This window comes from Pseudomonas sp. H3_D04, assembly GCF_054669175.1.
Genome location: NZ_CP162801.1, coordinates 4,392,050 through 4,416,538, shown reverse-complemented (window position 1 = coordinate 4,416,538; position 24,489 = coordinate 4,392,050). Strand labels below are relative to the sequence as shown.

At 60.3% G+C, this 24,489-nt stretch carries 20 protein-coding genes and 2 tRNA genes; 4 read left to right on the top strand and 18 right to left on the bottom strand.

Annotated features, from left to right (window positions below):
* Positions 1-102: 102 nt before the first annotated feature.
* The 4 genes from AB4N91_RS20395 to AB4N91_RS20380 form a co-directional block, all read right to left on the bottom strand.
* Complete coding sequence (locus AB4N91_RS20395) at positions 103-1,398, bottom strand: virulence factor family protein (RefSeq protein ID WP_460111722.1); 1,296 nt, start codon at positions 1,396-1,398, stop codon at positions 103-105.
* Positions 1,398-4,040: a bifunctional lysylphosphatidylglycerol flippase/synthetase MprF gene (mprF, locus tag AB4N91_RS20390; RefSeq protein WP_460111721.1), complete on the bottom strand. Its 2,643-nt coding sequence runs from the start codon at positions 4,038-4,040 to the stop codon at positions 1,398-1,400. Before mprF ends, AB4N91_RS20395 begins: the two co-directional genes overlap by 1 nt.
* 279 nt (positions 4,041-4,319) lie before the next feature.
* Positions 4,320-4,396: transfer RNA gene (locus AB4N91_RS20385), tRNA-Met, on the bottom strand.
* A 206-nt stretch (positions 4,397-4,602) separates the two neighbouring features.
* Positions 4,603-4,679, bottom strand: a tRNA-Met gene (locus AB4N91_RS20380).
* A 301-nt stretch (positions 4,680-4,980) separates the two neighbouring features.
* On the opposite strand from AB4N91_RS20380, the gene dinB reads away from it, so the two are divergent.
* Entirely contained in the window at positions 4,981-6,042 is a 1,062-nt protein-coding gene (gene dinB, locus AB4N91_RS20375) for a DNA polymerase IV (RefSeq protein WP_154503357.1), read from the top strand.
* 83 nt (positions 6,043-6,125) lie between these two features.
* On the opposite strand, the gene AB4N91_RS20370 is transcribed toward dinB, so the two are convergent.
* The 4 genes from AB4N91_RS20370 to AB4N91_RS20355 form a co-directional block, all read right to left on the bottom strand.
* On the bottom strand, positions 6,126-7,079 hold the full coding sequence (locus AB4N91_RS20370; RefSeq protein WP_010462671.1) for a hypothetical protein: 954 nt from the start codon (positions 7,077-7,079) through the stop codon (positions 6,126-6,128).
* Between the two features lie 17 nt (positions 7,080-7,096).
* Complete coding sequence (locus tag AB4N91_RS20365) at positions 7,097-8,812, bottom strand: proline--tRNA ligase (protein WP_010462669.1); 1,716 nt, start codon at positions 8,810-8,812, stop codon at positions 7,097-7,099.
* A gap of 130 nt (positions 8,813-8,942) precedes the next feature.
* Positions 8,943-10,502 (bottom strand): AmpG family muropeptide MFS transporter, encoded by a 1,560-nt coding sequence (locus AB4N91_RS20360; protein ID WP_010462667.1) that lies wholly within the window; start codon positions 10,500-10,502, stop codon positions 8,943-8,945.
* Between the two features lie 44 nt (positions 10,503-10,546).
* A complete protein-coding gene (locus AB4N91_RS20355) occupies positions 10,547-10,900 on the bottom strand; it encodes an MGMT family protein (RefSeq protein WP_077750279.1) in 354 nt (117 codons plus the stop codon).
* Between the two features lie 163 nt (positions 10,901-11,063).
* Between AB4N91_RS20355 and AB4N91_RS20350 the strand changes: the two genes are divergently transcribed.
* Entirely contained in the window at positions 11,064-12,071 is a 1,008-nt protein-coding gene (locus AB4N91_RS20350; RefSeq protein WP_042932327.1) for a DUF481 domain-containing protein, read from the top strand.
* Positions 12,072-12,180: 109 nt separating this feature from the next.
* On the opposite strand, the gene AB4N91_RS20345 is transcribed toward AB4N91_RS20350, so the two are convergent.
* On the bottom strand, positions 12,181-12,390 hold the full coding sequence (locus AB4N91_RS20345) for a cold-shock protein (protein ID WP_002554837.1): 210 nt from the start codon (positions 12,388-12,390) through the stop codon (positions 12,181-12,183).
* A 354-nt stretch (positions 12,391-12,744) separates the two neighbouring features.
* Between AB4N91_RS20345 and dcd the strand changes: the two genes are divergently transcribed.
* Positions 12,745-13,311, top strand: coding sequence for a dCTP deaminase (gene dcd / locus AB4N91_RS20340; RefSeq protein ID WP_010462661.1), 567 nt, complete (start codon positions 12,745-12,747; stop codon positions 13,309-13,311).
* Between the two features lie 106 nt (positions 13,312-13,417).
* Positions 13,418-13,627 (top strand): hypothetical protein, encoded by a 210-nt coding sequence (locus AB4N91_RS20335; protein WP_010462659.1) that lies wholly within the window; start codon positions 13,418-13,420, stop codon positions 13,625-13,627.
* Between the two features lie 112 nt (positions 13,628-13,739).
* Here the strand turns inward: AB4N91_RS20335 and pdeM are convergent, their stop codons facing one another.
* The 9 genes from pdeM to AB4N91_RS20290 form a co-directional block, all read right to left on the bottom strand.
* Positions 13,740-14,399, bottom strand: coding sequence for a ligase-associated DNA damage response endonuclease PdeM (gene pdeM / locus AB4N91_RS20330; RefSeq protein WP_172792345.1), 660 nt, complete (start codon positions 14,397-14,399; stop codon positions 13,740-13,742).
* On the bottom strand, positions 14,399-16,885 hold the full coding sequence (locus AB4N91_RS20325) for a ligase-associated DNA damage response DEXH box helicase (protein ID WP_460111720.1): 2,487 nt from the start codon (positions 16,883-16,885) through the stop codon (positions 14,399-14,401). The genes pdeM and AB4N91_RS20325 overlap by 1 nt, the downstream gene beginning before the upstream one ends.
* A gap of 196 nt (positions 16,886-17,081) precedes the next feature.
* Positions 17,082-17,846, bottom strand: a complete 765-nt coding sequence (locus AB4N91_RS20320) for an ABC transporter ATP-binding protein (protein ID WP_010462652.1) — start codon at positions 17,844-17,846, stop codon at positions 17,082-17,084.
* Positions 17,847-17,859: 13 nt separating this feature from the next.
* Complete coding sequence (locus tag AB4N91_RS20315; protein ID WP_460111719.1) at positions 17,860-18,978, bottom strand: succinylglutamate desuccinylase/aspartoacylase family protein; 1,119 nt, start codon at positions 18,976-18,978, stop codon at positions 17,860-17,862.
* 29 nt (positions 18,979-19,007) lie between these two features.
* Entirely contained in the window at positions 19,008-19,718 is a 711-nt protein-coding gene (locus tag AB4N91_RS20310) for an ABC transporter permease (protein WP_077750283.1), read from the bottom strand.
* The gene (locus tag AB4N91_RS20305; protein WP_077750284.1) at positions 19,715-20,443 is read right to left on the bottom strand and encodes an ABC transporter permease; all 729 of its coding nucleotides are present in this window, start codon (positions 20,441-20,443) and stop codon (positions 19,715-19,717) included. Before AB4N91_RS20305 ends, AB4N91_RS20310 begins: the two co-directional genes overlap by 4 nt.
* A 56-nt stretch (positions 20,444-20,499) precedes the next feature.
* Positions 20,500-21,282, bottom strand: coding sequence for a transporter substrate-binding domain-containing protein (locus AB4N91_RS20300; RefSeq protein WP_010462646.1), 783 nt, complete (start codon positions 21,280-21,282; stop codon positions 20,500-20,502).
* Between the two features lie 319 nt (positions 21,283-21,601).
* Entirely contained in the window at positions 21,602-23,290 is a 1,689-nt protein-coding gene (locus AB4N91_RS20295) for an ATP-dependent DNA ligase (RefSeq protein ID WP_460111718.1), read from the bottom strand.
* Positions 23,287-24,321: a ligase-associated DNA damage response exonuclease gene (locus tag AB4N91_RS20290; protein ID WP_460111717.1), complete on the bottom strand. Its 1,035-nt coding sequence runs from the start codon at positions 24,319-24,321 to the stop codon at positions 23,287-23,289. The genes AB4N91_RS20295 and AB4N91_RS20290 overlap by 4 nt, the downstream gene beginning before the upstream one ends.
* Positions 24,322-24,489: the final 168 nt, after the last annotated feature.

The following is a 24,489-nucleotide window of genomic DNA, read 5'->3' as shown; positions in this document are numbered from 1 at the left end:
GATCCTGTGGGAGCGGGCTGTGGTGTTCAGTTGAATCAGTAACTATAAAAAAGCCCCTGCAGCCTTTCGGCTGCGGGGGCTTTTTCGTGGGCGCGCCTCAGATCACTCCTGAGCCGTCTCACCCTTGGCCTGACGCTTCTCGATGATGTCCACCAAGCGCTTTGCCAGCGCCGGGTAGTTCTCGTCGAAGTGGTGGCCGCCCGGTAGCTTCATCGCTTCGCCCACGGCGGTCTTGTCGGTGCAGCCGCTTTCGTCGACTTCTTGTTCGCCGTAGATGCACACCACTTTCTCCGGTGGCAGCTTGGCCATTTCCGGGCCGGTGGCGGCTTCTTTGCCGGCGTTGCCGAGCCAGCCTTCGACTTCGATTTCGAAGCTGCCGGTGCGGGCGAAGGCGAGCAGGATGATGGCGTCGACGCGTTGTTGTTCTGCGGGTTCCAGGCGGTTGTAGATCGCTGGCAGGACATCGGCGCCGAACGAGTAGCCGGTCAGGATGAAGCGCTTGGTGCCCCATTTCTGCCGGTAGTGTTGCATCAGCTCGGCCAGGTCCAGGGCGCTTTGCTCCGGGCTCTTGTGCTGCCAGTAGTAGCGCAGAGTGTCGATACCGACCACCGGGTAGCCGATCTTGGCCATCTCGCCCGCGACGTCGCGGTCCAGGTCACGCCAGCCGCCGTCACCGGACAGGAACAGGGTCACGGTGTCCTTGGCTTGGCCGGCCGGGACTTCGACCACGGGGATTTGCAGGCCGCCAGCGGCTTTGTCGCCGCCGACCAGGAGTTTACGCAGTTCGTTGTTCAGCACTTGCGGCAGGTTGATGTCGTAGTCGCTGATGCTGGTTTCGGCGTTGGCTTGATCGCGCACGAAGCCGGCGCTGGTGTCGTCCGGGTTGTCGTTCCAGGCCACCAGCCAGTGACCGTGAGCGGCACTTTTTGGCAGCAAGTGGGTGCAGCCGGGTTTTTCCAGTGCCAGGTCGACGGAGACAGCCTGGGCCTTGTCGTCCTTCTGCTCGGACAACCAGCGCCACGCCAGCACCGCGCCAGGGCCGATACCGCTGACCAGGGTCGCCGGGCCTTTGAGTTCTCGCAGGCCTGATTGCAGGGCACGACTTTGCAGCAGGCAGTCCTTGGGCAGGATCACCTGAACAATCTGCGCCGAGCCGGTGCGGCTCAGGGTCATCAACTGTTTGTCGCTGAGTTTCTGGTCTTCATTGACCGCCACCAGCACCTGGGCGCGTGGCGTGTTGCCGGGAATGACGCGCGTCATCGCCGTGCCATCAGCCGGCTTCAGCTGTTCGAGGGTCGGTTCGGGGGCCGGGCGCTTCAGGTACCAGTAGCCGCCACCGATAATCAGGGCCAACACGACCAGTGTGCCCAGTACGTACCGCAAGGAGCGTTGAATCATCAGCGTTTCACCAATCCAGTCAAGCCGCCCGCAATCAGGGCAGCAGTATCGGCCAGGGCAACCAGCGGATCGAGTCCGGCGGGCACGGCCATATAACGGGGTTCCCAGTCAGGCTGGAATTTGTCTTTGAAGCGGCGCAAGCCTTGGAAGTTGTAGAGCTGCTCACCACGGCGGAAAACCATCGAGCCCAGGCGCTGGGTCAGCGGTGCACCACGCCGGGGTTGCAACCCCGACAGCGGCACCATGCCCAGGCTGAAACGCGCGTATCCATGATTTTTATAATGTTGAATCAGGCCGACCATCATGAACTCCATGGTCAGCTTGGGCGCGTCCGGGTGCGCGCGCATCAGGTCGAGGCTGGCCAGGTCATGGCCGTAAGTCTCGAGCAGGTTGGCAAATGCCACCGGGCGCCCTTCGAAACGAATCACCGCGACGCGGAAATGCTTGATGTAATCGTCACTGAAACGCCCGAGCGAGAAGCCTTTCTCGCGCACGTTCTTGCCGGTCAGCCAGGCATCGGAAATCACCTTGAGCTCATCCATCGGCGCATGGCCCGGTTCAAAGATCTCCAGCGACAACCCATCACGGGTCCCGCGATTCCAGGTGTAACGCAGGTCCTTCATCTCTTTGCCCTTGGCTTCGAGATCAAAACGCTTCAGGTCGACCCGGGCTTCTTCGCCGAGCTTGATCGCGGTCAGGCCGATGTCCATGTAGTACGGCAGGTTTTCGGCGCGCACTTGATAGAACACGGGGCGGGCGTGGTGGATGTCGCAGAGGTCGCGGAACTGCCAGATCATTTCCGCCCGTTGCTGGGTCGGGCCGATCGGGTCGTACAAGGCCACCAGGCTGCGGCCACGGCGGGCGTACATCAGGAACGCCTCGTCGTTGGGATGAAACAGCAGCGCCTTGTCACCGGTCAGGGCGAGGCCGCCGTCCGGTTGGGAGGAGGCCATCAGGATCTTTATGGCGCGATCCAGCTCGTCAGGTGTCGGCAAGTGAATCACCGGGCGCGCGGTGCGCAGCAACCAGGTCAGCGACACGACCACCAGCAGGACGGCGGCCCCCAACAATGAGCGCAAGCCACGCGGGGCGTCGGCGTCGAGGGTGAATTGCCACCAGAGTTGATGGCTGTACGGGACGTCCTGGTACGCAAACAGCAGCAACCAGATCGAGGCGCCGAGCACGCACAGGCTGGAGACCAGATAGAGCGGCGAGAACGGCAATTCAGTCAGGCGACTCGGGCGGTAGAACGAGCGGCGAAATACGCCCAGCAGGCTCGCCGTCAGGGTCATCAGGCAAGCTTCTTCCCAGTCAAAGCCTTTGAGCAGGGAGAGCAGGGCGCCGACCAGCAATAGAATGGTGGTCAACATCCAGGCGGCGGACAGTCGACGACGCAGGCCTTGAGCCAGCAACAGGCACAGCACGCCGACCAGACTGGCACCGAAGTGCGAGGCGTCGACCAGGCGGTGCGGGATCAGAAAGCCGATGTGTTCCAGCCGGGTGTCGATTTCCGGGGTGACGCCGGAGAACAGCAGCACCACGCCGGACAGGAACACCAGCACCGCCAGGATCGGCGCCGCCAGACCGGACGCGGCCCTCAGGGATTGGCGCGACTGAAACAGACGCTGGCCTTCGTTGATCAACAGGAGCACACACGCCACCAGCAGCGGCAGCACGACGTAGATCAGGCGATAGAGCAGCAACGCAGCGGCCAGTGGTGCGGCGCCGAGTGTGTCGGCGAAGGCGGCCAACAGAATGGCTTCAAATACGCCGACCCCGCCGGGCACATGGCTGAGCACACCGGCGGCCAGGGCTAGCAGGTACACCAGCAGGAACGCACCGAAGGACGGCGCTTCGGGCAGCAACAAATAGAGCACGGTCGCGGCGGCGGCCACGTCCAGTGCGGTGATGATCAGTTGCAGGAAAGTCAGGCGGCGACCGGGGAGGCGTAAGGTGCGGCGTCCGACCTTGACCAGCAGGTTATCCGGGGAAGGTTGTTCCGGCAGGCGACGGCGGTAGATGCCGATGGCCAATACGCCGAACAGCAGCAAAACCGCCGCGGCAACGCCCCCCAGCAAACCTTCGGACAATCCCAGGGCCGCCGAGGCGGCAGGCAGGTTGCTGAGGGTCGCCAGGGCGGCCAGAGGTGGCAGGGCGCACCCAAGCGAGAGGCTGGCGAATAACGTCATGTGAGCGACATCTGACGCCCCCAGACCGTGCCGTGCATATAAACGGTAGCGGACCGAGCCCCCCGAGAGCATCGAAAGACCGATGGCGTTGCCGATGGCAAATGCCGTGAAGCCCCCCAGTGCAAGAATTCGCGGCGCCAGCGTCACGCCCGCGTAGCGACTGGCGGACCATTCATACCCCAGCAGAATGATGAAGCCGACCACGGTCGCCGCCAATGCGCCCAGCAGTGCCGGTTTAGGGACTTCAAGAATCGAGTCGTGCAAAGCGTACAGATCGAGTTCGCTCAGCAGATGACGACAGGCAATCAGCGCGATAGCGAACAACAGCAGCGTCACCGCCAGGCCGATGGGCTGGCGATATTTGCTGGCCAGATCCAGCAAGCGCAGGCGCTCGGCCTTGATCGGTTGGGTCGCTGTGACGGTGTCTTGTGGATCAGACGAGTTGGCGCGCATCAATCACCTCTTGGATTGTGCGCGACAGGATGGGGGTATCCAGCCAAGTTACCAATCCCTGTAGAAAAAAATAATCACAAATATTAACGCCTCTCACCGGTTGACGGCGATGGCATGTCATTGGGCGTCGGGGGGATCTGTCTGCGAATCAGCATAGTCTGAACTCATCGCATTGGAGATCCCGAACGCTTCGCTACACAGTGACAGGTCATTGTTGCGAAAGGACTTTTTCAACAGATACAAAAAAGGCCACTCTTTCGAGTAGCCTTTTTTGATGTTTGGTTGCGGGAGCCGGATTTGAACCGACGACCTTCGGGTTATGAGCCCGACGAGCTACCAGACTGCTCCATCCCGCGTCTGTGTGGCGGCATTCTATAGAGATACGCCTGTGTGTCAACCGTTAATCTGCAACCGGGTCAAATAAGCGTAAAAAAGCGGCGAACGGTCGCGGAGCAGACTTAAGTTTCGGAATCAGAACGATTTCTCGCATCTGTTCATGAAGAGGGCACAAAACAGGCGCGCACAAAAAAGGCCACTCTTTCGAGTAGCCTTTTTTGATGTTTGGTTGCGGGAGCCGGATTTGAACCGACGACCTTCGGGTTATGAGCCCGACGAGCTACCAGACTGCTCCATCCCGCGTCTGTGTGTCGGCATTCTACAGAGGATCGCTGGGCTGTCAACCTTCAATCCAGATAAAACCTGTTCTGGTTCAATCGCTTAGCGGCAAGGAAGGGCTGGGCGATCGTCTGCGAGGCAGGCATGGCAAGGCTTGCAGCTCTATCGAGTGACGCTTTTCGATTGAGAAAATAAATTCATCGGTTACTTTTCCTACCGGTGGGGAAGAAGATTCAGACTACTGGTGCTATATACAGGTGTCAGTGAGATACTGCCGATCCGGCACGCCATGACCCCATTTCTTCACCATGAACACCGCTTTTATATGAGCCAGCGAAAAATCATCCACGTCGATTGCGACTGCTTCTACGCTGCCATCGAGATGCGTGACGACCCGCGCCTGGCGGGTAAACCGCTGGCTGTGGGTGGCTCGGCAGACCGGCGCGGGGTGATCGCCACTTGCAACTATGAGGCGCGGGCCTACGGCGTGCGCTCGGCCATGTCTTCCGGGCAAGCCCTGAAGCTGTGTCCGGACCTGACTATCGTCAAGCCGCGCATGGACGCCTATAGAGAAGCGTCGAAGGAAATTCATACGATCTTTCGCGATTACACCGACCTGATCGAGCCGCTTTCCCTCGACGAGGCGTACCTCGACGTGTCGGACTGTGCGCATTTCGGTGGCAGCGCCACGCGCATCGCCCAGGACATTCGCCGCCGCGTCTCCAATCAGTTGCACATCACGGTCTCGGCTGGCGTGGCACCGAACAAGTTTCTGGCCAAGATCGCCAGTGACTGGAAGAAGCCCAACGGTTTGTTTGTGATCACGCCTGATCAGGTTGAAGACTTTGTCAGTGGTTTGCCCGTCAGCAAGCTGCATGGCGTTGGCAAAGTGACCGCCGACAAGCTGGGCAGGCTCGGCATTGTCGATTGCTCGCATTTGCGCGAGTGGGGCAAGTTGGCGCTGGTGCGTGAATTTGGCAGCTTCGGCGAGCGACTCTGGAGCCTGGCCCGGGGGATTGATGACCGTCAGGTGCACAACGACAGCCGCCGGCAATCGATCAGTGTTGAAAACACCTATGACGTGGACCTGCCGGATCTGGTCAGCTGCCTGGATAAACTACCCGAGCTGCTGGAAACCCTGGCGGGGCGCATGGCGCGGATCGACAACAGCTACCGGCCGGGCAAGCCGTTCGTCAAAGTGAAGTTCCATGACTTTACCCAGACGACGCTGGAACAGGCCGGGGCAGGGCGGGATTTGGGCAGTTATCAGTTGTTGCTGACCCAGGCGTTCAATCGCGGCGGGAAACCGGTGCGGTTGTTGGGGATTGGCGTGCGGTTGGAGGATTTGCGGGGTGGGTTTGAGCAGATGGAGTTGTTTGAGCGGTAGTTTTGCGGTGAATGTGAGGGCCTCTTCGCGGGCAAGCCTCGCTCCTACAGGTATCGCATCTTGTAGGGGCGAAGCTTTTGCTTTTAATTCGGTCCAGGATCCGCCACCAGTCGCCCGGCATCCTTGGTCAATGACTTGAGGAATTCGGTCTGCAACTCTGGATCGTTGCGGGTCAGTTCGATCAGGCTTTGTTCCAGCTCGCTGGCTTCTTCTTCAAGACCCAGTTCCGACAAGCGCTTGACCCGGTGTACCCACTGGCTCACTTCGTCGTCTTCGAGGTCGTCATAAATCAGGCCATGGGCTTCGAGCAGTTTGCCGCGCAATGAACTGCTGACTGCCAGGGACGAATCGCTGTGTACATCGTCCTGGCCGTCTTCGACGCTGATCAGCAGTCGGCTCAGATGATTGATGTCATGTTCGGCGAATGGGCTGTCCAGCAGGTTCAGGCGCAGAACACCGTTTTTGTCGGTGCTCAGATCAAACGTTTCCTTGCCGGCTTTCACCACCACCGGGCGCTCGCTCCAGGGCAGGCTCGAGTATTCGGTGCGCTTGTCGAGCTGGATCTCATCGATCCCGGCCAGGTTTTGTTGCGCCCGACCGTTGGACTGCACGTTCATGAGCGGGTTGAGCCCGGCAAAACCGTAGCTCAGCCAATCCTTGGTCACGCTGTCCGGCAGACTGCCGAGGGTGAATACGTTGACCACATTCGCCCCGACACCGCCCACCACCGCGACCGCGCCCAGCGGGATCTCGTAGACCTCCCGCCAGGGTTGGTAAGGCGTGTAGCGATCATAGTGACGCGTGACTTCGAATTCGGTGACTTCGAACGTTTTCTGCTCGTGGATTTTCACCCGACGTTGCGGCAACTCAAGCACCTTGGGCTCGCCGACATCGATCTGCAGGCTGTGATCGAGCAATTTGCGCTCGACACGCTCCTCGTGCTCGCTGCGTTGCGACATGTGATTGGCACAGCCGCTGACCAGCAGGGTGACGCACAGGGCGGCACCACCGAGGCCTAAGGTGTTTCGCTTGAACATGACTTCTCTATCTGGTGTCAGCGGCGGATACGGGCCTGGAGGAAAGACAGCACGTCAGCAACCGGCAGCGCTTGCGCTTCAGGTTCGGTACGGCTCTTGTATTCCAGATTGCCTTCGGCGAGGCCGCGGTCACTGACCACGATCCGGTGAGGAATGCCGATCAGCTCCATGTCCGCGAACTTGATGCCCGGGCTGGTTTTCTTGTCGCGATCGTCCAGCAGCACTTCGAAGCCGGCTGCAGTCAGTTCTGCATACAGCTTGTCGGTGGCTTCACGAACCTGTTCGGTTTCGTAGCGCAATGGCACCAAAGCGACCTGGAATGGAGCCAGTGTGTCGCTCCAGATGATCCCGTTGGCGTCGTTGTTCTGCTCGATGGCCGCAGCCACCACGCGGGAAACGCCGATGCCGTAGCAACCCATTTCCAGGGTAACCGGCTTGCCGTTCTCGCCCAGCACTTCGCACTTCATCGCCTTGCTGTACTTGTTGCCCAGCTGGAAGATGTGCCCGACTTCGATGCCGCGCTTGATTTCCAGGGTGCCCTTGCCATCCGGGCTTGGGTCGCCGGCGACAACGTTACGCAGGTCGGCAACGGTCGGAACCGGCAGATCACGCTCCCAGTTCACGCCGAAGTAGTGCTTGTCGTCGATGTTGGCACCGATGCCGAAGTCGCTCATCAGCTCGACGGAACGGTCGATGATGATCGGCAATGGCAGGTTCAACGGGCCGAGGGAACCGGCGCCGGCGCCAATGGCGTCGCGCAATTCGCTTTCGGAAGCCATGACCAGCGGGCTGGCAACGCCTGGCTGGTTGCCGGCCTTGATTTCGTTCAGCTCGTGGTCGCCACGGATGATCAGGGCAATCAGCTTGCCTTGCTCTTCAGCGTGAACCACGAGGGTCTTGATGGTCTTTTCAATCGGCAGGTTGAAGCCTTCGACCAGTTGCGCAATGGTCTTGGCGTTCGGCGTGTCGACCAGGCGCAGTTCTTCAGTCGGTGCGGCGCGGGAGGTTTCACGCGGCACGGCTTCGGCTTTCTCGATGTTCGCGGCGTAGTCGGAACCGTTGCTGAAGACGATATCGTCTTCGCCGGACTCGGCCAGTACATGGAACTCGTGGGAGCCGGCACCGCCGATGGAGCCGTTGTCGGCTTCTACAGGGCGGAACTTCAGGCCCAGACGGGTAAACACGTTGCAGTACGCCTGGTGCATGCGGTCGTAGGTGATCTGCAGCGAAGGCTGATCAGCGTGGAACGAATAGGCGTCCTTCATGATGAACTCGCGGCCGCGCATCAAACCGAAGCGTGGGCGGATTTCGTCACGGAATTTGGTCTGGATCTGATACAGGTTGATCGGCAGCTGTTTGTAGCTGCTCAATTCGTTGCGCATCAGGTCGGTGATCACTTCTTCGTGGGTCGGGCCGGCGCAGAAGTCGCGACCGTGGCGATCCTTGAAGCGCAGCAATTCAGGGCCGTATTCTTCCCAGCGACCGGATTCCTGCCACAGCTCAGCCGGTTGGGTGCTCGGCATCAACACTTCGAGAGAGCCTGCGGCGTTCATTTCTTCACGAACGATGGCTTCGACCTTGCGCATCACTCGCAAGCCCATCGGCAGCCAGGTGTAGAGGCCCGAGGCGAGTTTGCGGATCATGCCGGCGCGCAGCATCAGCTGATGGCTGATGACGACCGCGTCGGAAGGCGTTTCTTTCTGTGTGGCGAGCAAAAATTGACTGGTGCGCATGGTTGGCCGTTGTCGGTTGCTGATGACGAGAAATGACGGAGCATTGTACGGGCGAGATCCGCTGGCGTACAGGCGTGCGGTCGGCGGTGTGGCACGAGGGCGGGAATCGTCGCGCCCTCTGCGAAATGTCCTACGATTCTTCCGCGACCTGGGTCGGCACCGGTTCGGGTGTCGGCGTCGGACCTGCGCGACGGCTCTCCTGGTACCAGTGCAGGGCGATCAACAGCAGGGTCGGAACACCCAGCAGCGCCGTGATCAGGAAGAAGTTGTGGTAACCGAATTTCTCCACCATGACCCCTGAATAACCGCCGATCAAGCGTGGCAGCAGGAGCATGATCGAGCTGAGCAGGGCGTACTGGGTGGCCGAGAATTTCAGGTTTGTCAGGCTCGACAGGTAAGCGACGAACGCTGACGTCGCCAGGCCCGAGCTGAAGTTGTCCAGGGAAATGGTCAGGATCAGCATGTTCAGGTTGGCGCCCATGTCGGCGAGCATCAGGAACAGCAGGTTGGTGCCGGCCGATGTGATGCCGCCGATGAGCAGGATCGGCAGGATGCCGAAACGCACGATCAGCAGGCCTCCCATGCCGGCGCCGACCAGGGTCATGATCAGGCCGAAGATTTTGCTGACACTGGCGATCTGGTCCTTGGTGAAGCCCTGGTCGATGTAGAACACGTTGGCCATCACGCCCATGACCGTATCGGACATGCGGTAGGTGGCGATCAGTCCGAGCAGCAGGAACGCTTGCCAGCGGTAACGCAGAATGAAGTCGTTGATCGGCGTCAGCACCGGTGCCAGGCCGCGACGGCCCATGGCCGACAGGCACATAAACGTGAGCGTGGTGTAGAGGATGGCCCGCAGGAAGGCGCGGTCTTCGAGCAGCAGGTCGAGCGGGCTCGCGCCTTCGAACAGCACGCTGGCGAAGTCGGTGTTGTAGAGCTGGGTAAACATGGCCGGCACGGACACCAGCAGCACGATCAGCACGAACACCGACATCAGTTGATGCATAAAGCTGTAGCGGCCAGCTTGAAGTTGGGTGCGCAGGGGCACAGGCGGTTCGCGCATGAACAGCGTCGTCAGCAGCGCCGGGACCATCAGGGCGCCAAACAACACGTAGGTGCCGGCCCAGGCCGAATGCTGATAATTGAAACCCGTGGAGCCAAAGCCTTCAGCGAAAAACAGCGCGCCGGCCGTCGCCAGCAACGCGGCGATCCGATAGCCGGACATGTAGCTGGCAGCGAGCGCTGCCTGGCGAGTGTCGTCGGCGATTTCCAGGCGATAGGCGTCAACCGCAATGTCTTGCGTCGCCGAGGCGAAGGCGACGACCACGGCGATGGCGATCAGCCAGGACAAGTGCTTTTGCGGGTCGCAGAAACCCATCCCGATCAGACCGAGGATCACCAGTGCCTGGGAGAGCACCAGCCAGGAACGTCGTCGACCGAGTTTGCCGAGAAAGGGCAGGCGCCATTGGTCGAGCAGCGGGGACCAGACCCATTTAAAGGCATAGGCCAAGCCGATCAGACTTGCATAACCGATGGTTTCGCGGGCCACACCGGCCTCACGCAGCCAAACGGAGAGCGTCGAAAACACCAGCATGTAGGGCAGGCCGGCGGCGAAACCAAGCAACAACAACACAAGCGTCGAGGGGCTGGCATAGGCGGCGAGCGCGGCGCGCCAGGTTTTACGGGGCATGGGCTGGAGTCTGCCTCAAGAGTTACGGAAACAAAGCGCGCACTCTAACCGCTGTGCTCTACCGGGCGCCAGCCATGGCGCTGAATATCAACACGATTGTTCAGGATACTGACGCCTTCGGAGCGCAATCGCGCGCGCTGCTCATCCCCTGAAGGGCTGCCCACGGGCAGGCTGATCCGACCGCCGGCACCCAGCACGCGGTGCCATGGCAGCTTGGTGTCGCCGGGCAGCTGGCTCAATGTGCGTCCCACCCAGCGCGCGGCTCGGCCCAGTCCGGCCAGTTCGGCGAGTTGACCATAGCTGACCACTTTGCCTTCGGGCACCTGCGCGAGGGTCAAGTAGAGCGCCGTGCGTCGGATTTGCGCTGCACTTTCGGTTTCAGTGGTTGGGTCGGTCACGTCCGTGGTTCCTGAAAAAATTCGCCTTACCGTCCGTAGAGTAAGTCCTGGATGCGCAATTGAGAAATGAACTCAATAGAAATAGTCGGGTCAGTCCTTGCTAGGGTCTTATTCCCAGGGATAATGCCGACTTTTTTTCGCAAACTTGAGCCTGTATTTGCTTATGGTATCCAGAACCCTGCTGTGCCTTGCTGTCATGAGTGCCTCCACGCCGTTGCTCGCTGATACCGTCTGGTTGAAGAACGGTGACAAACTGAGCGGCAAGATCACGCTGTTCGATGGCGGTAAATTGCTGATACAGACCGAATATGCCGGTGCGGTTCCGATCGACTGGAAGCAGGTCAAGACCCTGGAAAGTGATCAGGAGTTGCTGGTCAAGCAAGATGCTTACACCGGCGAGAAGGCCAAGTCGCTGCATGCAGCGGACGACGGCAAGGTGACGCTGGAAAACGGCGAAGCGCCGAAGACGGTCGAGCTGGCGAGTATCCAGCAGATTCTCAAGCCCAAGCCAGTGGTTGAAGATCTGGTGTGGAAAGGCAATGTCGACGCGGCGCTGGATTACCAGCGGGCGGAAAAAGACACCGATGACTACGACATCGACTTCAAGACCACGGCGCGCCATGGCAAATGGCGGCACACGGCGGAAGGCGAGTACAACCGCGAATTCCAGGATGACGTGGTCACTACCGACAACTGGCGGGGCGAATACTCGCTCGACCGTTTCCTGACCGAGAAGTGGTTCTGGCAAGGCCGCGCGGTTTATAAGCGCGACAAGGTAGAAGACCTCTCCCGTCAGCGCACTGTCGGTACCGGTCCGGGTTACCAGTTCTGGGATAACGAGCTCGGCGCATTCTCCCTGGGCTCGCTGGTCAACCGCACGGACTATGAGTTCTCCGACGGCAGCAAGGAAAACTTCTATTCCCTGGCGATGAAGTGGGACTACAACCGTTACCTGATCGGCAAGAAAGTGGAGTTCTTCACCAATGGCGAAGTGGGCAAGCCGTTGTCGGGCGTAGCGGATTACGCGCTCGATGCCGAAATGGGCTTGCGCTACAAGGTCACCGAGTGGGCTTCGCTTAACCTCAAGGCCGAGCGAGACATCATCAGCGGTACCGACGATGCTGATCTGGACAAGACGCGTTACACCGCAGGGTTTGGTGTGGCCTGGTAAGACGCAAAAAATCGCAGCCGTGGGCTGCGATTTTTTTTGCCTGCAAAACACACAGGCACAAAAAAGCCCCGCTTTTGAGGGCGGGGCCTTTTACTAAAGCAAGTACAAGTTAGATAACTTGAACTTCTTCAGCTTGCATGCCTTTCTGACCGCGGGTAGCGATGAAAGAAACCTGTTGGCCTTCTTTCAGGCTTTTGAAGCCGTCGGATTGGATAGCTTTGAAGTGAACGAACAGGTCGTCACCGGATTGTGGAGTGATGAAGCCGAAGCCTTTTTCATCGTTGAACCACTTAACGGTACCAGTTTGGCGATTAGACATGGTGTAACTCCTTGAACAAAGATAACTGCGACGCAGGAAGAACCCTGGCCGAGACTGAGTGCAAAGAGCAGGAAAAATTCTTGTAGATGGTTGGATCGAAATTCAACATATCGTGTAGAGATTCTCAGTGACACAAGCAGCACAGTGGCGCCACCTTAACCCTTTTTCCGGAACGTGCCAATGCTTCCGGTGAAGGTTTCTCTGATTTCATGACTGACGGTCCGCCAATTTACGGCGAAGGCCCAGATATCACAGGGGATCGGCGAGAATTATGCCCCGGACTTTGAACCCGGAGCGCGCGCCCGGTAAGATGCCGGACAGAATTTTTCCACCTCGCTATTCAGGACACCCGCCATGAGCATCAAATCGGACAAGTGGATTCGCCGCATGGCGCAGGAACACGGCATGATCGAGCCGTTCGTCGAACGCCAGGTGCGCGGCAGCGACGATAACCGTGTGATCTCCTACGGCGTGTCGAGTTACGGCTACGACGTTCGTTGCACTAGTCATTTCAAGGTGTTCACCAATATTAATTCGGCCATTGTCGACCCGAAAAATTTCGATGCCGGCAGCTTCGTCGACATCCATAGCGACGTCTGCATCATCCCGCCGAACTCTTTCGCCTTGGCCAGCACCGTCGAATACTTCCGTATTCCGCGCAACGTATTGACCATCTGCCTGGGCAAAAGCACCTACGCCCGCTGCGGCATCATCGTCAACGTCACCCCGCTTGAGCCTGAGTGGGAGGGGCACGTGACCCTGGAATTCTCGAACACAACCAACCTGCCTGCGAAAATCTATGCCAACGAAGGCGTGGCGCAGATGCTGTTCCTTGAATCCGACGAAGAGTGCGAAGTGTCCTATAAGGACCGTGGCGGCAAGTATCAGGGCCAACGCGGCGTCACCTTGCCACGCACCTGATCCATTCATCTGGCAGGTCGCGGGAATTCTTGAGCGGGTAGACACTCTATTGGGTGTACTGCCCGGTTCGCGTACAGCGGACGGGGCCATCGCTCAGGAGTGCTTTATGAAGATCGATCCGCGAATAAGTGCCGAACTGGCAAGGCTTGAGCCCAATCAGATTGGCGTCCTGGCCTGGTCCTTGTTGGCACATCCAGCCATCAGCATGGCAGGGGGCATCCCCGGCCAGCCTGATCCTGATACCCCGAACGAGCAGCCTACCGAGCCCGGCGAGCCTACCCTGCCGGATGAGCCACCTCCCGCGCCCGTAGCCTGATTGCTATTACCTGCAGGGGCGAAGCTTGATTTGGACGGAGTTCCGACGAAGGCGGTGTGTCAGACAACATCATCCTTATCTGACACACCGCCTTCGCGAGCAAGCTTCGCTCCTACGCGCTGACTGGCCATATTTCGTTGTCGCCGATGACAAAGATCCTGCAGCTGTCGTCCCGTTCTATCTGATAGCCGCCGGTAAACGCGCCGAAGGCCGGGAGCAGGCTGATGTCCTCGCCCAATCTGAAACACGCCAGGCGCAAACGTTGCCGACCTTTGCCGTTCAGCCGATAAACCGGATGCACATGCCCGGCGAGCACATGCCGGTGCGGATGCGGATCGGGCTCATGCTGCAAGGCGAACGGTCCGAGCAACAACGGTTCGGGCACTACGCGTATGTTTAACGAAGCCGGCGGGTCCCCGGCGCGTTTGTCGTGGTTGCCGCGGATCAGCGTCATTGGCAGATCCGGGTGCCGCGCTCGCCACTCAGCCAGGGCGCTTAACGTGCCGCAAGCATGGGAGCCGGGCCCGTGCAGAAAATCCCCGAGGAAAATCAGCTGACGGCAAGGTAGGGCGGCCAACATCCCGTCCAGCACCGCGACATTGCTGGCGGTGGTGCCATGGGGCACCGGCTGGCCAAGGCTACGATACGCCGCCGCTTTGCCAAAATGCACATCGGCGATCAGCAGGGCTTGTTGCGCCGGCCAGTAAATGGCTTTTTCCGGCAGCAGCCACAGTTCTTCACCGGCCAGACTCACGGGATAGGGCGTACTCATCAGGTTTTCCCGGTTTCGGCGGTTTTCTCAAGGTCGGTGACCATGCGACGGATACGGTCCGCGAGTTTTTCCGAGCTCATGCTTTCCCGCATGCGTTCAACCAACAGGGGAAACCCCAGCGGCGTAGGACGTTTGATCTGATGCAGGTCCAGTTTCAGGCGATTGATACGCGCCAACGTCTGTTCCAGACGATGAATATCCAGTTCTTCCCGTAGGACTTCTTCCCCGGCCTGCGCCAGCAATAGATTCCCCGCGTCGTACTGCTTGAACACCTCGAAGAACAGTCCGCTGGAGGCTTGAACCTGCCGTGTGCTTTTCGGTGCGCCGGGGTAGCCGGCAAACACCAGTCCGGCAATTCGGGCGATTTCCCGAAAGCGGCGAAGCGCGAGTTCGCCGGCATTCAAGCTCGCGAGGACATCGTTCAACAAGTGCTCGGCGCTCAACAGGCCTGGGTTCAACACCTGCGACCAATCCACAGAGGTGGCGCTGAGTAACTCCAGCCCGTAATCATTGACCGCGATGGAAAACGTCACCGCCTGCTGCTGGCTGACCCGCCACGCCAGCAAACTCGCCAGGCCCAGATGCACCTGACGCCCGGCAAAGGGGTACAGGAACAGGTGCCAGCCTTCGCGGGATTTCAGTGCTTCGGCCAGCAACGAGTTCGAGGTCGGCAACCCGGACCAGCGTCGCTGCACCTCCAGCAGCGGCCGCAGAGCCCGCATCTCCGGGCCGATGAACTCGCCTTGCTCCGCTGCACTGAAACGCGCGACCACCGCCTGCGCCAGTTCGTTGGAAAGGGGCATCCGCCCGCCATTCCAGCGCGGCACCGCGGCTTTTTTCGCGGTGCTGCGTTTGACATAAGCGGTCATGTTTTCCACCCGCACCAACTCCAGCAAGCGCCCCGCGAACAGGAAACCGTCGCCCGGCTTCAGTCGCGCAATAAAACCTTCCTCGACACTGCCCAACTGCTTGCCGCCGCCGCCCTTGCTCCAGAACTTCAGCTGAATGCTCGCATCGCTGACGATGGTGCCGATGCTCATGCGATGTCGCCGCGCCAGCCGCGCATCCGGTACACGCCAGACGCCAAACTCGTCAGGCTCGACCCGGCGATAATCCGGATAGGCTGTCAGGGAAAGCCCGCCATGGCGTACAAACGCCAGCGCCCAGGTCCAATCCGCCGCCGTCAGGTCTCGATAAGCCCAGGTTCTACGGACTTCTTCATACAATTCGTCGGGAACAAACCCACCGCCCAGCGCCATGCTGACCAGGTGTTGAACCAGCACATCCAGCGGTTTGTGCGGCGACTCTCGGGGCTCGATGCTGCGTTGCGCGACGGCATCTTGAGCCGCCGCCGCTTCGATCAGTTCCAGGCTGTGGGTCGGCACCAACGTCACCCGTGACACTCGCCCCGGCGCATGACCGGAACGCCCGGCCCGCTGCATCAGGCGCGCCACACCTTTGGCCGAGCCGATTTGCAGCACCCGTTCCACCGGCAGGAAATCCACCCCCAGGTCCAGGCTTGAAGTACAGACCACCGCTTTGAGCTGGCCTTCCTTCAGCGCTCGCTCGACCCAGTCGCGGGTGTCTCGCGACAGTGAGCTGTGGTGCAAGGCGATCAGCCCGGCCCAATCGGGGCGCGCCTCCAGCAACGCCTGATACCAGATCTCGGATTGCGCTCGAGTATTGGTGAACACCAGGCTGCTGGGGCTTGAGTCTATTTCAGCGACGACTTGCGGCAACATCTTCAAGCCAATGTGGCCGGCCCAGGGAAATCGCTCGATGGCTGGCGGTAGCAGCGTGTCGACCCGCAGTTCCTTGGACGTCTGGCCTTGAACGCTGATGCCGCCACCTTGTGGGATCAACACCTGTTCGGCGTGGGCCTGATTACCCAGCGTCGCGGAAACGCCCCACACGATCAGGTCCGTATTCCATCGACGCAAACGGGCGAGGGCCAGTTGCAGCTGCACGCCGCGTTTGTTGCCGAGCAGTTCGTGCCATTCGTCGACCACCACCATGCGCAAGGTCGATAGCGCTGCTAGCGCATCGGCACGGGCGAGCATCAGCGTCAGGCTTTCAGGGGTGGTGATCAGCGTGGTGGGCAGGCGTCGGCTCTGACGCGCACGTTCGCTGCTGCTCGTGTCGCCGGTGCGCAGGCCGACGCTCCAGGGGATCTGCAGGTCGTGCAGCGGTGCTTCAAGGGCGCGAGCGGTGTCGGCGGCCAAGGCGCGCATGGGGGTTATCCACAGCACCGTCAGCGGTTCGGCCAGCGGTTTTCGTTTGCGAGGTTTTTCAACAGGGGCAATGGACTTGGCGTAGCGATTGAGCGCGGCAAACCAGACTGCATAGGTTTTACCGGCACCCGTGCTGGCATGCAGTAATCCGGACTCACCGCGCTTGACGGCCGTCCACACTTGCTTCTGAAAGGCGAATGGCTTCCAGTCGCGGGCGCTGAACCATTGTGATGCGTAGTCGGTGGACGATCCCATGCCGGCGGTGTGCGCTCTGAAAGTCTTCTTTCAGTGACCGCGGCGTGGGTGAACAAGTTTAATCGCAGTACTGCTGATCGGAATCTGAACCCAGTAGGAGCGAAGCTGGCTCGCGAAGGCGGAGTGTCAGGCAACGATGATGTCGGCTGATACTCCGCCTTCGCGAGCCAGCTTCGCTCCTACAGGCTTTGCAGTGTTACTTGAGGTTGCCGCTCAGGAACTGCTGCAACCGCTCGCTCTTCGGGTTGCCCAGCACGTCTTCCGGCGCGCCTTCTTCCTCGACCAGGCCCTGATGCAGAAACAGCACCTGGCTCGACACCTTGCGGGCGAAGCTCATTTCGTGAGTCACCATGATCATGGTCCGGCCTTCTTCGGCCAGGCCTTGAATCACTCGCAGCACCTCTCCCACCAGTTCCGGGTCGAGTGCCGAGGTCGGTTCGTCGAACAGCATGACTTCCGGTTCCATGGCCAATGCCCGCGCAATCGCCACGCGTTGCTGCTGGCCACCGGAAAGAAACGCCGGGTATTGATCCGCCACGCGCGCCGCCAGCCCGACCTTGTCGAGGTAACGCCGCGCGCGGTCTTCGGCTTCCTCCTTGCTGCAACCCAGCACCCGGCGCGGGGCCATGGTGATGTTTTCCAGCACCGTCATGTGGCTCCACAAGTTGAAGTGCTGGAACACCATGGCCAGGCGGGTGCGGATTTTTTGCAGTTCATCGGGGTCAGCCACGTGCATGCCGTGGCGGTCCTTGATCATGCGGATGTTCTGGCCGTCCAGGGTCATGGCGCCGTCATTGGGCTGTTCGAGAAAGTTGATGCAGCGCAGAAAGGTGCTTTTGCCCGAGCCGCTGGCGCCGATCAGGCTGATGACGTCGCCGGTGTTGGCCTTGAGTGAAACGCCTTTCAGCACATGATGATCGCCATAGCTTTTATGCAGGCCTTCGATGGTCAGTTTGTACATGGGGCATGCATCCTCAAGGCGAAAGTAGGTAGCCGCTGCGATAGGCCTCGGTGCCCGCGACGTGCGCGATCACCATGCCGGCAGTGGCCATGCGCCGCAGCGAGCGGGCGTACATCAGTCCGGCGGCGGTGCAATGAACGGGTGTGACGCGATCGTTGATCGGGTCGATGATTTCGGCGATCAGTTGCCCGGCTTCGAGGTATTCCCCCGGCAGTGCGGTGAACACCAGCAGACCGCCCACCGGTGTCGACACCGGCTCGACGCCGGCCAACGGGGTGGCGGGGTAGGGCAGCTCGGGCAATGGCGCCACTTCGCCGGCAATGGCGCCGAAGTGAATCAGGTAGTCGATCAGCGCCTGGCAGTCGAGACTGGCCAGAGGATGATTGACGTCGCCCTGGCCGCGCAACTCGACGGTGACCGAGAAACTCCCCAACGGGATGTTGAACTGTTCGCCGAAGCGTTCTTTCAACTGCCACCAGAGCAGGGTGAAACATTCATCGAACGACTGACCGCCGGAATCGGTGGCCAGCAGGCTCGCTTCGGCGCCGATGTAACGGGCCAGCGGCTCGACCTGCGGCCAGGCTTCGGGTGTGGTGTAAAGGTGGGCGACTGCTTCGAAATCGCAATGCAGGTCCAGCACCACGTCCGCATCGCAGGCCAGCCGTTGCAGGGTCAGGCGTTGGGATTGCAGCTGAGTACTGGCGGTTTGCCGAGCGAGGGCGTTGCGCAGGCTTTCACGGATCAACTCGAGGTTGCGCTGCGGCTCATCGCCAAGCTGGCCTTCGATTTCGTTGCCCACCGCTTCGCTCAAGTCGACGAACCAGCGATTGAAGTTCTGCCCGCTTTCCAGCTCGTAGCGGCCCAGCGGCACATCCATCAGCACCTGTTCCAGGCCGACCGGGTTCGCCACCGGCACCAGCACGATTTCGCTGCGCAGGCGGCCGGCGGCTTCAAGTTCCGCCAGGCGCCGCTTGAGGTGCCAGGCCACCAGCATGCCGGGCATTTCATCGGCATGCAGGGACGACTGGATGTAGATCTTGCCTTTGGCCGACGTTGGGCCGAAGTGGAAACTGTGAATCTGTCGAGCGGTCCCCGGCAGCGGGGCCAGCAAGTCATGTATCTGGTGGCGCATGTTTGTCTCTTTATTCCTGAAAGCGGGTCCTAGTGGGTCGGCCCGAGGAACGCCAGCCATCGGCGTTCGGCGAGGCGGAACAGGCCGACCAGCGCGAAGGTAACGGTCAGGTAGATCAGCGCAGCGATGCCGAACGACTGGAAGGTGAGGAAGGTCGCCGAGTTGGCGTCCCGCGCGACTTTCAGGATGTCCGGGATGGTCGCGGTGAACGCCACGGTGGTCGAGTGCAGCATCAGAATCACTTCGTTGCTGTAATAAGGCAACGAGCGACGCAGGGCCGACGGCATGATCACGTAGGCATACAGCTTCCAGCCTGTCAGGCCGTAGGCCTTGGCCGCTTCGACTTCACCGTGGGCCATGCTGCGGATCGCCCCGGCGAAAATCTCCGTGGTGTAGGCGCAGGTGTTCAGGGCGAACGCCAGGATCGTGCAGTTCATCGCATCGCGAAAGAACGCATCCAGTACCGGTTGGGCGCGCACGGCGGCCAGGCTGTAGATGCCGGTGTAGCAAATCAGCAACTGGATATACAGCGGCGTGCCGCGGAACAGGTAGGTGTAGAACTGCACCGGCCAGCGAATGTAGAAGTGCGGCGAGACCCGGGCGATGGACAGCGGGATCGACACCAGGAAACCGATGACGATCGAGGCGGTCAGCAGCCACAGGGTCATGGCCAGGCCCGTGATGTTGTAGCCGTCGGTATAAAGGAAGGGTTTCCAGTATTCCTGCAAGAGTTCGATCATCGTACGGCCTCCCGGGAACCGGCGGCGTAGCGCCGTTCGAGCCAGCGCAGGACGAAGTTGGAAGCGCTTGTGATGAGCAGGTAAATCAGAGCGGCAAGCACCAGGAAGTAAAACAGTTGATAGGTGCTCTTACCGGCGTCCTGCGCTGCTTTGACCAAATCGGCGAGGCCGATGATCGACACCAGCGCGGTGGCCTTGAGCATCACCATCCAGTTGTTGCCGATACCCGGCAGGGCAAAGCGCATCATCTGCGGGAACACCACGATTCGAAAGCGCTGGCCACGTTTGAGGCCATACGCGGTAGCCGCTTCGACCTGGCCCCGAGGCACGGCGAGAATCGCCCCGCGGAAGGTTTCGGTGAAATACGCGCCATAGATGAAGCCCAGGGTGATGACCCCGGCGCTGAACGGGTTGATCTCGATGTATTCCCATTCCATGAAATCGGTGAACGACGTCAGCCAGGTTTGCAGGCTGTAGAAAATCAGCAGCATCAGCACCAGGTCCGGCACGCCGCGAATCAGCGTGGTGTAGATCTGGGCCGGAACCCGCACCAGTTTGACTTTTGACAGTTTGGCGGTGGCGCCGAGCAGGCCGAGCAATACGGCCACCAGCAGCGACAATGCCGATAATTTGATGGTCATCCAGGTGCCTTCCATCAGCAACGGACCGAAGCCCTTGAGGCTGAAGGCTGAGAGCCCCAGGTTTTGTAATAGGTTTTCGAACATAAATCAGCAACCTGATCGGGTGAAAAAAGCGCCCATCGCGAGATGGGCGCCGGGCATTATTTGCCGCTGTACAGATTCAGATCGCCAAAGTGTTTCTTCTGAATGGTGGCGTAGGTGCCATCGTCGTGTAACGCTTTGATACCTTTATTCAAAAGCTCTTTGAGGTCTTTGTTACCTTTAGAGATACCGATAGCTGTTTTGGCCGGCAGCAATTCGCTGTCAACCGGCTTGCTGACTTCGTAGCCTTCGCCCTTTGGCGACTTCAAGAAGCCCAGTTCGGCTTGCAGCATGTCCTGGATCGCAGCGTCGAGACGACCCGACATCAGGTCGGAATACACCTGATCCTGGTTCTGATAGGCCTGGGTCTTCACGCCGGCCTTGTCCAGCACTGCCTTGGCGTACGCTTCCTGGATGGTGCCTTGCTCGTAACCGACAGTCTTGCCTTTCAGAGAAGCGACGTCTTCGCTCAGGCCGGAACCCTTCTTGAATACATAGGCGGTTGGGCCGGAGAAGAGTTCGTTGGAGAAGTCGATGACTTTTTCGCGGGCCGGGGTGACGGTCATCGAAGAGATCACACCGTCGAATTTATTGGCCTTGAGGCCCGGAATCATGCCGTCGAAATCGCTTTCGACCCATTTGCACTTGACCTTCAGCTCGGCGCAGATCGCGTTCCCCAGATCGATGTCAAAGCCCACCAGGCTGCCGTCGGCCGCTTTCGATTCGAACGGAGCATAGGAAGGGTCAACGCCAAAACGCAGTTCTTTGTATTCCTTTGCCATGGCGGAGCCAGCAGCCATGCACAACGCCAGCGCAGAAAGGGTCAGCAATGCTTTTTTCATTATTCAATCCCTAAGAACCAATATGAGCGCTTGTGGCGCAGAATTATTGTTACTGGAAAGCGTAAGACCCATTGAAAGTAGCAATTTCCGAACCAGAGTCCCGAACAAGCGTTTTAAAAGGTGATACAAGAAATGGCAATAGGGGATTTGTGCACGGAATCGGGCATCGGAAAATAGCCGCACCAAATCAGGTCATGGAGGCGCAAGTCCTGTGGCGAGGGAGCTTGCTCCCGCCGGAGCGCGAAGCGGTCCCGCTGTAGAAAATTTGCGACGGCTTCGCAGCCGAACGGGAGCAAGTTCCCTCGCCACAAAGTTTCTTTCAGCCCAACAAATCTTGCAGCGTTGCGAGGTTGTCGGCTTCTTCCACTGACTTGTCCTGCCGCCACCTCAACATTCGCGGAAACCGCACGGCAATCCCGCTCTTGTGGCGTTTCGACAGGGCAATGCCCTCGAACCCCAGCTCAAACACCAGGCTCGGTTTCACACTGCTCACCGGCCCGAATTTCTCCACCGTGGTTTTGCGCACGATGCTGTCGACCTGGCGCATTTCCTCGTCGGTCAGCCCTGAATAGGCTTTGGCGAAAGGCACCAGGGTGCGTTCGCTGGCGTCCGGCGGGCCATCCCAGACCGCGAAGGTGTAATCGCTGTAGAGATTCGCCCGGCGACCATGGCCGCGCTGCGCATAAATCAGCACCGCATCGACGCTGAAGGGGTCGACTTTCCATTTCCACCAGACGCCCATGTCCTTGGTCCGGCCGACGCCATACAGCGCATCCCGGGCCTTGAGCATCATGCCCTCGACACCGAGGCTGCGGGAGGCCTCGCGTTGTCTGGCGAGGTCGAACCAGTCTTCGCCGGCCAGCACTGGTGAGGCGAGTAATACCGGGTTGTTGCAGGTGGCGATCAGTTGATCCAGCTGATCGCGGCGCCTGGCCTGAGGCTGGCTGCGCCAGTCCTCGCCTTGCCATTCCAGCAAATCGTAGGCGAGGACCACCACCGGCACTTCTTCGAGAATTTTCCTGTCCAGGGTTTTGCGGCCGATCCGCTGTTGCAACAGGGCGAAGGGCAGCACCGCCGGAGCGGACGGCGATTGTGGATTGAAGGCATCGTCAGTGTTGGGGCGAGGGGCTTTCCAGGCGACGATTTCACCGTCGATCACTGTACCGTCAGGCAGTCCGTGCAACAGGCTGTCGAGTTCGGGGAAACGCTCGGTTACCAGTTCTTCGCCGCGTGACCAGACCCACAGGCGCCCGTCACGCTTGATCACTTGGGCGCGGATGCCGTCCCACTTCCATTCCACCTGCCACTGGCTGGCCGGGCCGAGCACGGCGTCGAACTGCTCGACCGGTTGTGACAGGGCATGGGCCAGGAAAAACGGGTAAGGCTGACCACCTCGCTGGGCATGTTCGTCGGGCGATTCGGCCGCGACCAATTTCAGGTAACTGACGGCGTTCGGGCGATTGGACAGGTCGGTGTACCCGACCAGCCGCTGGGCCACGCGTTTGCTGTCGAGTCCGGCCATGGCTGCCAGGGCTCGCGTCACCAGCAGTTTGGAGACGCCGACGCGGAAACTGCCGGTAATGAGTTTGATGCAAAGCATCAGGCTGTGACGGTCCAGTTGTGCCCAGAGTGCGGGCAACCGTGCGGCGAGGACTTCCGGGGATTCGCCACGCAGGGGCAGCAGCTTGTCTTCAATCCACACCGCCAGCCCGTCGGTGGAGCTGTGCAGGGTTTCAGGCAGGACCAGCGAAATGGTTTCCGCCAGATCGCCAACCGCCTGATAACTTTCTTCAAACAGCCAGGGCTCAAGGCCGGAAAACTCGACGGCCAGCTCACGCAGCACGCGCACCGGCACCAGCTGCCGAGGTCGCCCTCCGGACAAAAAGTACACCGCCCACGCCGCATCTTCGGGGGCAGCCTGGGCGAAGTAAGCCTGCATCGCGGCCAGTTTGGCATTGCTTGACGTGGTGGCGTCGAGTTCGGCATACAGCTCGGCGAAGGCCTTCATGTCGCCACCTCGGCGTGCTCGGTTTCGACGGCCGCGTTGTCTTCCTCATCGTCGCCGTATTCGGTGCTGAAACCCATGGCATCAAGGCCCTGTTCGCGCAGATGCCGCACCAGCACCGCCACCGAACCGTGGGTGACCATGACCCGTTCGGCGCCGGTTTGTTCGATGGCCCAGAGCAGGCCGGGCCAGTCGGCGTGGTCGGACAATACAAAGCCACGGTCCACGCCGCGTCTGCGCCGCGTGCCGCGTAATCGCATCCAGCCGCTGGCGAAGCCGTCGCTGTAGTCGCCAAACCGGCGCATCCAGTTGCTGGCGCCAGCCGATGGCGGGGCGATGACCAGCGCCTTGCGCATCATCGGATCGCTCTTTTGCACGGCGCCGGCGTAGATCGTCGGCGGTATATAAACGCCGCTCTCACGGTACACCCGGTTCAGCGGGTCCACCGCGCCATGCACCAGAATGGGGCCGAGGCTGGCGTCAATGCCATGGAGAATGCGCTGGGCCTTGCCGAAGGAATAGCAGAACAGCACGCTGGTTTTGTCGGCGGCGGCATTGGCCTGCCACCACTGATTGATCTCGCCAAAGATCTGCGCCTGGGGTTGCCAGCGATAGATTGGCAGGCCGAAGGTCGACTCGGTGATGAAGGTGTGGCAGCGCACCGGCTCGAAGGGTGCGCAGGTGCCGTCGGGCTCGATCTTGTAATCCCCCGAGGCGACCCAGACTTCGCCGCCGTATTCAAGGCGCACCTGGGCTGAGCCGAGGACGTGGCCGGCAGGGTGAAAACTCAGGGTGACACCGTGGTGCCGCAAGCGCTCGCCATAGGGCAGGGTTTGCAGGCTGATGTCCTGGCCCAGTCGCGCACGCAAAATCCCTTCACCGGGCGCGGCCGCCAGGTAATGCTGGTTGCCGGTGCGGGCATGGTCGCCATGGGCGTGCGTGATGACCGAACGCTCGACCGGCCGCCACGGGTCAATATAGAAATCGCCGGCGGGGCAGTACAAACCTTCAGGGCGCGCGATAACAAGATCCATGTTGTTACCAAAATGGGGGGGCTTGTTAGCTATGAGGTTGGCGCGAAGCGAGAAGTTCTATCGATTTTCGCGCGCTGATCGTTCCCATGCGACCCGTGGGAATGCAGCCCGTGACGCTCCGCGCCACTGGACGCGGAGCGTCCCTAGAGGCATACCCACGCAGAGCGT